Annotated in this window: 8 protein-coding genes; 3 read left to right on the forward strand and 5 right to left on the reverse strand. The window is 73.0% G+C overall.

Features of this window, described 5'->3' with window-relative positions; genetic code table 11:
* Positions 1-62: 62 nt before the first annotated feature.
* A complete protein-coding gene (gene glmS / locus JNW87_RS29290; protein WP_109799893.1) occupies positions 63-1,976 on the reverse strand; it encodes a glutamine--fructose-6-phosphate transaminase (isomerizing) in 1,914 nt (637 codons plus the stop codon).
* A gap of 375 nt (positions 1,977-2,351) precedes the next feature.
* Between glmS and JNW87_RS29295 the strand changes: the two genes are divergently transcribed.
* The 3 genes from JNW87_RS29295 (at position 2,352) to JNW87_RS29305 (ending at position 5,387) form a co-directional block, all read left to right on the forward strand.
* Positions 2,352-2,804: an MmpS family transport accessory protein gene (locus tag JNW87_RS29295; RefSeq protein ID WP_238454768.1), complete on the forward strand. Its 453-nt coding sequence runs from the start codon at positions 2,352-2,354 to the stop codon at positions 2,802-2,804.
* A 259-nt stretch (positions 2,805-3,063) separates the two neighbouring features.
* Positions 3,064-4,251 carry a pyridoxal phosphate-dependent aminotransferase gene (locus tag JNW87_RS29300; RefSeq protein WP_109799892.1) on the forward strand — a complete coding sequence of 396 codons (1,188 nt, stop codon included), beginning with the start codon at positions 3,064-3,066 and terminating at the stop codon, positions 4,249-4,251.
* Positions 4,248-5,387 carry a low specificity L-threonine aldolase gene (locus JNW87_RS29305; protein WP_109799891.1) on the forward strand — a complete coding sequence of 380 codons (1,140 nt, stop codon included), beginning with the start codon at positions 4,248-4,250 and terminating at the stop codon, positions 5,385-5,387. Before JNW87_RS29300 ends, JNW87_RS29305 begins: the two co-directional genes overlap by 4 nt.
* Positions 5,388-5,614: 227 nt before the next feature.
* On the opposite strand, the gene glmM is transcribed toward JNW87_RS29305, so the two are convergent.
* The 4 genes from glmM to JNW87_RS29325 all read right to left on the reverse strand — a co-directional run.
* Entirely contained in the window at positions 5,615-6,970 is a 1,356-nt protein-coding gene (glmM, locus tag JNW87_RS29310) for a phosphoglucosamine mutase (RefSeq protein WP_109799890.1), read from the reverse strand.
* 111 nt (positions 6,971-7,081) lie between these two features.
* Entirely contained in the window at positions 7,082-7,546 is a 465-nt protein-coding gene (gene rpsI / locus JNW87_RS29315; protein ID WP_088998399.1) for a 30S ribosomal protein S9, read from the reverse strand.
* Between the two features lie 20 nt (positions 7,547-7,566).
* On the reverse strand, positions 7,567-8,010 hold the full coding sequence (gene rplM / locus JNW87_RS29320) for a 50S ribosomal protein L13 (RefSeq protein ID WP_089012545.1): 444 nt from the start codon (positions 8,008-8,010) through the stop codon (positions 7,567-7,569).
* 192 nt (positions 8,011-8,202) lie between these two features.
* The coding region (locus JNW87_RS29325) for a nitrate/nitrite transporter (RefSeq protein WP_255544486.1) at positions 8,203-9,567 on the reverse strand (1,365 nt) is incomplete at its 5' end.

The raw sequence follows: 9,567 nt of genomic DNA on the forward strand, positions 1-9,567 counted from the left end.
CTCACCACTGGCGCGGGCCCTCCACCGCGCGGTGGAGTGGCCCCGGAGCGGATGGCAGCCGGTTACTCGACGGTGACCGACTTGGCCAGGTTGCGCGGCTGGTCGACGTCGTGCCCTCGGGCGGCGGCGATCTCGGCGGCGAGCACCTGGAGCGGCACCGTGGTGACCAGCGGGGCCAGCAGGGTCGGCGTACGCGGCACGTAGATCAGGTGGTCGGCGTAGCGGACGACCGCCTCGTCGCCCTCCTCCGCGATCACGATGGTCCGGGCGCCCCGGGCGCGGACCTCCTGGATGTTGGAGACGACCTTGTCGTGCAGCATGCCCCGGCCGACCGGCGACGGGACCACGCAGATCACCGGGGTGCCCTTGTCGATCAGCGCGATCGGGCCGTGCTTCAGCTCGCCCGCGGCGAAGCCCTCGGCGTGCATGTACGCCAGCTCCTTGAGCTTGAGCGCGCCCTCCAGGGCCACCGGGTAGCCGACGTGCCGGCCGATGAAGAGCACCGTCGGCTCGGACTTCAGCTCGCGGGCCAGCTCGCGGACCGGCTCGATCCGGTCGAGCAGCTCGCGCAGCTTGCCGGGCATCTCCTGGAGCTGGGCGACCACCGCACCCACCTCGTCGGCGAACTTGATCCCACGCACCTGGGCCAGGTGCAGGCCGATCAGGTAGCAGGCGACGAGCTGGGTGAGGAACGCCTTGGTGGAGGCGACCGCGATCTCCGGGCCGCCGTGGGTGTAGAGCACGGCGTCCGACTCGCGGGGGATCGTCGAGCCGTTGGTGTTGCAGATGGCCAGCACCCGGGCCTTCTGCTCCTTGGCGTGGCGCAGCGCCATCAGGGTGTCCATGGTCTCGCCGGACTGCGAGATCACCACGATCAGGGTGGACCGGTCGAGGACCGGGTCGCGGTAGCGGAACTCGCTGGCCAGCTCGACCTCGCAGGGGATGCGGGTCCAGTGCTCGATGGCGTACTTGGCGACCAGCCCGGAGTGGTACGCGGTGCCGCAGGCGACGATGAAGATCTTGTCGACGTCGCGCAGGTCCTGCTCGCTGAGGCGGACCTCGTCGAGGGCGATCTCACCGGTCTCGGTGAGCCGGCCGAGCAGCGTGTCGGCGATCGCCTGCGGCTGCTCCTCGATCTCCTTGAGCATGAACCAGTCGTAACCGCCCTTCTCGGCGGCCGAGGCGTCCCAGTCGATGTGGAAGTCCTTGCCGGTGGCGGGCTGCCCGGCGAAGTCGGTGATCTCGATGCTGTCCGTGGTGATCAGGACGATCTGGTCCTGGCCCAGCTCGACCGCGTCGCGGGTGTGCTCGATGAACGCGGCCACGTCGCTGGCCAGGAAGTTCTCCCCGTTGCCGCGGCCGACGACCAGCGGCGAGTTGCGCCGGGCGCCGACCACCGCACCGGGGATGCCGGCGTCGGCGGCGAGCAGGGTGAAGGCGCCCTCCAGCCGCCGGCAGACCACCCGCATGGCGGAGGCGAGCAGCTGCGGGCTGTCCACCTCGCCGGCCGAGCGCAGGTCGGCCAGCGCGGCGGAGAGCAGGTGGGCGGCGCACTCGGTGTCGGTGTCGCTGGCGAACTCGACGCCGTCGGCCTCGAGCTCGGCGCGGAGCTTCGCGAAGTTCTCGATGATGCCGTTGTGGATCACCGCGACGCGGCCGTCGGGGGCGACGTGCGGGTGGGCGTTGCGGTCGGTGGGGCCGCCGTGGGTGGCCCAGCGGGTGTGGCCGATACCGGTGGTGCCGTCACCGATGCCGATCGGGCTGGCGGCGCAGGACTCCGGGTCGACGGCGGCGCGCTCGGCGAGCACCTTTTCCAGGTTGGCCAGCTTGCCGGCCTTCTTCTCGGTCAGCAGCTCGTCGTCGCAGACGATGGCGACGCCGGCCGAGTCGTAGCCGCGGTACTCCAGCCGCCGCAGTCCGTCGAGCACGATGCCGAGCGCCGGGCGCGCGCCGGCGTAACCCACGATTCCACACATGGCCCCGAGCCTAACCCAGTTCCGCTCATCGCGTGTGCGCGGAAGTGCGGTAATCGATCACTGAATTTGAGCGTTCAGGTGAACACCACCGAAGGATCGGACATATCACCCAGCCCGGATGGCCCCGCGCCGACCGGTCGGGGGGACGACCGCGCCGGCCCGGGCGGCAGGGCGTCCCGTCCTCGCGGACGCGCGCCCGCGTAGATTGGGGCTCTCCTGCCGGGGCGATGCCGCACCCCCGGCACGCCACCCCGGCGCGGACGTTCTCCGCGCCCGTCCCCTGCGAGCCGAACTGATGTCCGAGGCGACGCCACCCCCCGACCCACAGCCGCCGGCGGGCGCGGTCCCGGCCGGCCCGACAGCCGCGCCCGAACCGTGGGTGCCGCGCGTCGACCCGTTCGGCGGGCCGACGGCCGCCGAGCCGCGGCAGGACGGGCCGACCACCACGGACGAGGGCGAGAACGAGGACCCGGACGCGGAGGCGGCCGAGGGCGGCAGCCGGCACCGACCCCCACCCCCAGCGGGAGGCCCGCCGCCACCCCGTCCAGCGGACCTGGCCGGTTCGCCGTCGCGTACGAGGTCACCGGTCAGGGGCCGGCCAACATCCAGTACTACGACGCGGACGGCTACCTCGTCGAGCTCGACAGGGTGCGGCTGCCCTGGCACACGACGATCCGTACCGATGATCCGAGCCGGGCGTCCGTGATGGCGAACAAGGGCGACGACAAGGGCGGGCGCACCATTGCCTGCGCGATGACGGTGAACGGTGGTCGGCCCGTCACCGAGTCGGTCGACGACCGCGGCTGGCGAGTCGGCTGCGGCGGCTGACGGCGGGCTTGCGGCCGACCGAGACCAGCGCGCCCAGCCCCACCGAGCGGGCTGCACGGGCACCCGGGGAGCCGTGCCGGCCGCGTACATTGAGGGCCCCCGGCGGGCAGGGGCGTGGTGAGCTGTCGGATCATCCTCAACGGCAAGGTCGTCTCGCAACAGACGGGGCGGTACGGGACGGCGTGCTTCGGCTGGTAGCACCGGGCGCGCGGCCGGCGGCGGGCTTGCGGCGTCGGCGGCGGACCGTAGGCTGGCCCGCGTGACGACGACCGATCCCCTGGTGGCCCGGATGCGGCCGTTCGGCACCACCATCTTCGCCGAGATGTCCGCGCTCGCCGTGCGTACCGGCGCGGTCAACCTCGGCCAGGGGTTCCCCGACACCGACGGCCCGCCGGAGATGCTGGCCGCGGCCGCGGAGGCGCTGCGCACCGGCCACAACCAGTACCCGCCCGGCCCCGGCATCCCGGCCCTGCGCGCGGCCATCGCCGCCCACCAGCGCCGGTTCTGGGGCCTGGCGTACGACCCGGACGACGAGATCGTGGTGACCGCGGGCGCCACCGAGGCGATCGCCGCCAGCATCCTCGCCCTCTGCGAGCCGGGCGACGAGGTCGTCTGCTTCGAGCCGTACTACGACTCGTACGCCGCCTCGATCGCGTTGGCCGGCGCGGTCCGCCGCCCGGTCACGCTGCGTCCCGTCGCCGGCGGCCGGTACGCCTTCGACCCGGCGGAGCTGCGCGCGGCGTTCGGCCCACGGACCCGGCTGGTGCTGCTCAACTCCCCGCACAACCCCACCGGCAAGGTGTTCACCCCGGACGAGCTGGCGCTGGTCGCCGAGCTCTGCCGGGAGCGCGACGCCTACGCGGTCACCGACGAGGTGTACGAGCACCTGGTCTTCCCCGACGCCGCCGCCCCGCACGTGCCGCTGGCCACGCTGCCCGGGATGCGGGAGCGGACGCTGCGGATCTCCTCGGCCGGCAAGACGTTCTCCTGCACCGGCTGGAAGGTGGGCTGGGTGAGCGGACCCGCGCCGCTGGTCGCCGCGGTGCTGCGGGTCAAGCAGTTCCTCACCTTCGTCAACGCGGGTCCGCTGCAACCGGCGGTCGCCGTGGCGCTGGCCCTGCCGGACGCCTACTTCGCGGAGTTCGCCGAGGGCATGCGGCGGCGGCGGGACCAGCTCGTCGACGGGCTCACCGACGCCGGGTTCGAGGTGCTGGCCCCGGAGGGGACGTACTTCGTGACCGCCGACGTGACCGCGTTGGGCGGTCGGGACGGGGTGGAGTTCTGCCGGTCGCTGCCCGAGCGCTGCGGGGTGGTGGCGGTGCCGACCCAGGTCTTCTACGACGACACCGAGGCGGGCCGGCGGCTGGTCCGCTTCGCCTTCTGCAAGCGACCCGAGGTGCTGACCGAGGCGGTGGCCCGGCTGCGCCGACTGAAGGAGAACAGATGACCGACGCGTACGCCGATCGGGTCCGCCGGGTGGCGGCGCTGCGCGCCTGCGACACCGTGCTCTCCGGCATCCGGCCGACGTCCGTTGCCGAGCAGCTCGACACGATCCGGGCGACCGCGACCGAGGAACTGCTGCCCGACTTCTACGGCGAGGGCGGGGCGGTCGAGACGGTGGAGCGCCGGGTGGCCGAGCTGCTGGGCACGGAGGCGGTCGCCTTCTTCCCCACCGGCACGATGGCCCAGCAGGTCGCCATGCGGTACGGCGCCGAGCTGACCGGTCGGGACGGCGTCGGCCTGCACCCGCTGAGTCACCCGCTGATGCACGAGCGCGACGCGTACGCGGTGCTCGGCGGCCTGCGCGCGGTGCGGACCACGGGCGCACCGCGCAATCCGACCGCCGAGGAGATCGCCGGGCTGGACGAGCCGGTCGGCACCCTGCTGCTGGAGCTGCCGCTGCGGGACGCGGGTTTCGTCCTGCCCACCTGGGACGAACTGGTCGCGGTGGTGGGGGCGGCCCGCGACCGTGGCTTCCGGGTGCACCTGGACGGCGCCCGGCTCTGGGAGTCCACCGTCCACCTGGGACGCTCGCCGGCCGAGGTGGCCGGGCTGGCCGACAGCACCTACGTCTCGTTCTACAAATCGCTCGGCGGCCACTCGGGCGCGGCCCTCGCCGGCACGGCCGACCTGGTCCGCTACGCCCGCGCCTGGCGGCACCGCTACGGCGGCAACCTGTTCCAGCAGTGGCCGGCGGCGCTGGCCGCCCTGGCCGGTCTGGACCGCGAGCTGCCCCGGCTGCCCGCCTACGTCGCCCACGCGAAGCGGGTGGCGGAGGCGTTGGCCGGGCTGCCGGGCGCGCGGATCCACCCGGCGCCGCCGCACACCCACCAGTTCCGGCTGTGGCTGCCGCACCCGGCGGGCGCCCTGAACGACGCCAACCTCGCCCTCGCCGAGGAGGAGAAGGCCTGGTTCGTGGGGGGCTGGCAGGAGACCGAGCTGCCCGGCGTGGCGATGGCCGAGGTGACGGTGGCCGGGCCCGCCCTGGAGCTGGACCCCGACCAGGTCATCGACCTCGCCGACCGCTTCCTCCGGACGACCGGCGCTGTGCGATCGGCGCTCGACCGACCCGGACATGGGTGACGTGACGCTACCAAGCTGATGACGTAGGTGGATCACCAGCGGCGACCACGGGCGGTCCCGGCCGATGTCGCACCGTGATCCATTCACGTCATCAGCTTCGTAGCGCCGCAGGAGCAAGCAGGCGCTGCGGCGACGCACGGACCGGGACGACGGCCGGACGCGACCGGGCGCGGCGGGTTGCCCCGCCGCGCCCGGTCAGCCGAAGAACCGGTCAGCCGAAGAACCGGTCAGGCGGTGGGGCTGGCGACGCGGACGTGGGCGGCGATGCGCTCGGCGACCTCACGGGCCGCCGCCTCGGTGGCCGCCTCGACCATCACCCGGACCAGCGGCTCGGTGCCCGACGGGCGCAGCAGCACCCGGCCGGTCTCGCCCAGCTCGGTCTCGGCCCGCTCCACCTCGGCGCGGACGGCCGGCGCGGCGGCGCCCACGGTACGGTCGGCGACCGGCACGTTGATCAGCACCTGGGGCAGCTTGGTGACGACCGAGCCCAGCTCGGCGAGGGACTTGCCGGTGGCGGCCATCCGGGACATCAGGTGCAGCCCGGTCAGCACCCCGTCGCCGGTGGTGGCGTACGCCGGCATGACGATGTGGCCGCTCTGCTCGCCGCCGAGCGCGAGGCCGGAGGCGCGCAGCTCCTCCAGGACGTACCGGTCGCCGACCTTGGTCTCGACCAGGCGGATGCCCTGCGCGGACATCGCCAGCCGCAGGCCGAGGTTGCTCATCACCGTCGCGACCAGGGTGTCCTGGGTCAGCTCGCCGGCCTCCCGCATGCCCACCGCCAGGATGGCCATCAGCTGGTCGCCGTCGACCTCGTCGCCGTCCGCGGTCACCGCGACGCACCGGTCGGCGTCGCCGTCGTGGGCGATGCCCAGGTGTGCGCCGTGCTCGACCACGGCGGCGCGCAGCGCTTCGATGTGGTTGGAGCCGCAGTCGTCGTTGATGTTGAGCCCGTCCGGCTCGGCGTGGATCGCGATCACCTCGGCGCCCGCCTCCCGGTACGCCACCGGGGCGACCTCGGCGGCGGCGCCGTTCGCGCAGTCCACGACGACCTTGATCCCGTCCAGCCGGTGCGGCACCGTGCCGACGAGGTGCTGTACGTAATGGTCGGCGCCGTCGAGCAGGTCGTGCACCCGCCCGACGCCGGCCCCGATCGGCCGGTCCCAGGCGGTGGTGGCGTTCGCCTCGACGGCCGCCTCGATCCGCATCTCGATCTCGTCCGGCAGCTTGTGCCCACCGGCGGCGAAGAGCTTGATCCCGTTGTCCGGCATCGGGTTGTGCGAGGCGGAGAGCATCACGCCCAGGTCGGCCTTGGCCTCCGCGGTGAGGAACGCCACCGCGGGGGTGGGCAGCACGCCGACCCGCACCACGTTGGCGCCCGCGCTGGTCAGACCGGCCACCACGGCCGCCTCCAGCATCTCGCCGCTGGCCCGGGTGTCCCGCCCGACCACGGCGAGCGGCGGATGACTCTTGTCCGTCTCGGCGAGCGTGTGGGCGGCGGCCACCGCCACCGCGAGCGCCAACTCCGGGGTGAGATCCGCGTTCGCCCGCCCGCGTACCCCGTCCGTGCCGAACAACCGGCCCATACCCGCCAACCTCCGATAAACGGTCCCAGGGAAAGGCGAACGGCCGGGCCACCTCCCGCTCGAGGGAGGCGGACCCGGCCGTCCGTCAGAAGTACAACGCGCTGTCGAAGATCAGCGCTTCGAGTACTGAGGAGCCTTACGGGCCTTCTTGAGGCCGTACTTCTTGCTCTCCTTGACCCGGGCGTCACGGGTCAGGAAGCCGGCCTTCTTCAGGGCCGGGCGGTCGTCCGGCTCGTTCACGATCAGCGCCCGGGCGATGGCCAGCCGCAGCGCACCGGCCTGGCCGGTGGTGCCGCCGCCCCGCAGGTTGGCGATGACGTCGAACGCCTCGGGCTTCTCGGCGGTCACCAGCGGGTCCTTGATGAGCTGCTGGTGCACCTTGCTTGGGAAGTAGGCCTCGAGGTCCCGGCCGTTGCAGGTGATCTTGCCGCTGCCGGGGACGATGCGCACCCGGACGATGGCCTCCTTGCGCCGACCCACGGTCTGGATCGGGCGGTCACCGCGGGGCGCGCGGGCGACGGGCGCCGGCGCCTCGGTGGCCTCGGGGGCAACCTCGGTCTCGGTGATGTCGGTCATGCTGCTTCCTTCGCCCGCGCTCACTGCGCGATCTGCTTGATCTCGAACGGCACCGGCTGCTGCGCGCCGTGCGGGTGCTCGGCACCGGCGTAGACCTTCAGCTTCTTGATCAGCTGACGGCCGAGCTTGTTGTGCGGGAGCATGCCCTTCACGGCCAGCTCGACGGCCCGCTCGGGACGCTTGGTCAGCAGCTCGTCGTAGCCGACCTGCTTCAGACCACCCGGGTAACCGGAGTGGCGGTAGGCAATCTTGGTCTGCCGCTTGTTGCCGGTCAGCGCCACCTTGCCCGCGTTCACGATGACGACGAAGTCGCCCGTGTCGACGTGCGGCGCGAAAGTCGGCTTGTGCTTGCCGCGCAGCAGCGTGGCGGCGTGGGTGGCCAGGCGGCCCAGCACGACATCAGAGGCGTCGATAACGTGCCACTGACGCTCGATCTCACCCGGCTTCGGGCTGTACGTACGCACAGGTCTACCTTGTCTCGTCGTCGGTCTGGGGTCGCGCGCCGAGGTGACCAGGCGCGCACGAACGACCAAGCGTACCTGATGCGGCACGCCTCTGGATGTCGTACAACAGCAGGCAACGATACCCGCCGCCCGGTCGGCAGGTCAAAACGGGGGGTCACCCCAGCGCGGCTCGCGACATGGCGATGGTACAGGTCACACGCCGGCCAGCCGGCGCGGCCCCGGCCGCAGGTAGACCGCCCAGGTCACCACGAAGCAGAGCGCGTACCAGCCGATGAAGGCCAGGTAGGCGGCGTCGGCGTTTCCGGAGGTCAGGAACGACTGCCGGAAGGCGACGTTGACCAGCACCCCGCCGGAGGCGCCGACCGCGCCGGCGATGCCGATCAGGGCCCCGGAGAGCCGCCGGCCGCGGCGCTGGGCCGCCACCGGGTCCGCCCCGCGGTCGACCGCGGCCGCCGTCCGGGCCCGGAAGATCGCCGGGATCATCTTGTACGTCGAGCCGTTGCCGATCCCGGAGAAGACGAACAGGGACAGGAACCCGGCCAGGTAGAGCGGCAGCGACCGCTCCCGGGCCGCGTACAGCACCAGCCCGGCGCCGGTCGCCATGGCGACGAAGTTCCAGAAGGTCACCCGGGCCCCGCCGAGCCGGTCGGCGAGCTGCCCGCCGAGCGGCCGGATCAGCGACCCGACCAGGGGCCCGAGGAAGGTCAGCCAGGCGGCGTCGACCGCGGTCGGGAAGCGGTCGTGGAACTGGAGCTGGAGCACCTGCCCGAAGGCGAAGCCGAACCCGATGAACGAGCCGAAGGTGCCCACGTAGAGCAGGGACATCACCCAGGTGTGCGGTTCCCGGGCGGCCTCGCGCAGCGCGCCGGGCTCGTTGCGCGCCCCGGGGAGGTTGTCCAGCCAGCGCGCCGCGGCCAGCGCCGCCAGCACGATCAGCGGCAGGTAGACCGCGGGCACCAGCCGCGGGTACACGGCCCCGGCGGTGGCCAGCACCGCCAGCCCGACCAGCTGCACCGCGGGCACGCCGAGGTTGCCGCCACCGGCGTTGAGCCCGAGCGCCCGGCCCTTGAGGCGGTCGGGGTAGAAGAGGTTGATGTTCGCCATCGAGGAGGCGAAGTTGCCCCCGCCCACGCCGGTGAGGCAGGCCAGCACCATCAAGGTGGGGTAGGACACCCCGGGTTCGAGCAGCACCGCCATCGGCACCGCCGGCACCAGCAGCAGCAGCGCGCTGACGATGGTCCAGTTCCGGCCGCCGAAGCGGGCCACCGCCAGCGTGTACGGCAGCCGCAGCACCGCGCCCAGCGCGGCCGGTACGGCGGTGAGCAGGAACTTCCCGGCCGGGTCGATGCCGTACGCCGGGCCGAGGAAGAGCACGGTGACCGACCAGAGGCTCCACACCGAGAAGCCGACGTGCTCGGCGAAGATCGAGACGTACAGGTTGCGCCGGGCGATCGGGGCGCCGGTCGTACGCCAGAATTCCGGGTCCTCGGGGCGCCAGTCGGTGATGGCCGGGCGGCGGCCGGCGGCCGGGGTGGCGGTGGCGGTGGGGGTGGGGGT

The sequence above is a fragment of the Micromonospora sp. ATA51 genome (assembly GCF_016802855.1).
GTDB lineage: Bacteria > Actinomycetota > Actinomycetes > Mycobacteriales > Micromonosporaceae > Micromonospora > Micromonospora sicca.

Excerpts from the sequence above, each read along its gene's own strand:
- glmM (WP_109799890.1), bottom strand. The coding sequence starts at position 6,970 with ATGGGCCGGTTGTTCGGCACGGACGGGGTACGCGGGCGGGCGAACGCG.
- glmS (WP_109799893.1), bottom strand. The coding sequence starts at position 1,976 with ATGTGTGGAATCGTGGGTTACGCCGGCGCGCGCCCGGCGCTCGGCATC.
- JNW87_RS29305 (WP_109799891.1), top strand. The coding sequence starts at position 4,248 with ATGACCGACGCGTACGCCGATCGGGTCCGCCGGGTGGCGGCGCTGCGC.
- rpsI (WP_088998399.1), bottom strand. The coding sequence starts at position 7,546 with ATGACCGACATCACCGAGACCGAGGTTGCCCCCGAGGCCACCGAGGCG.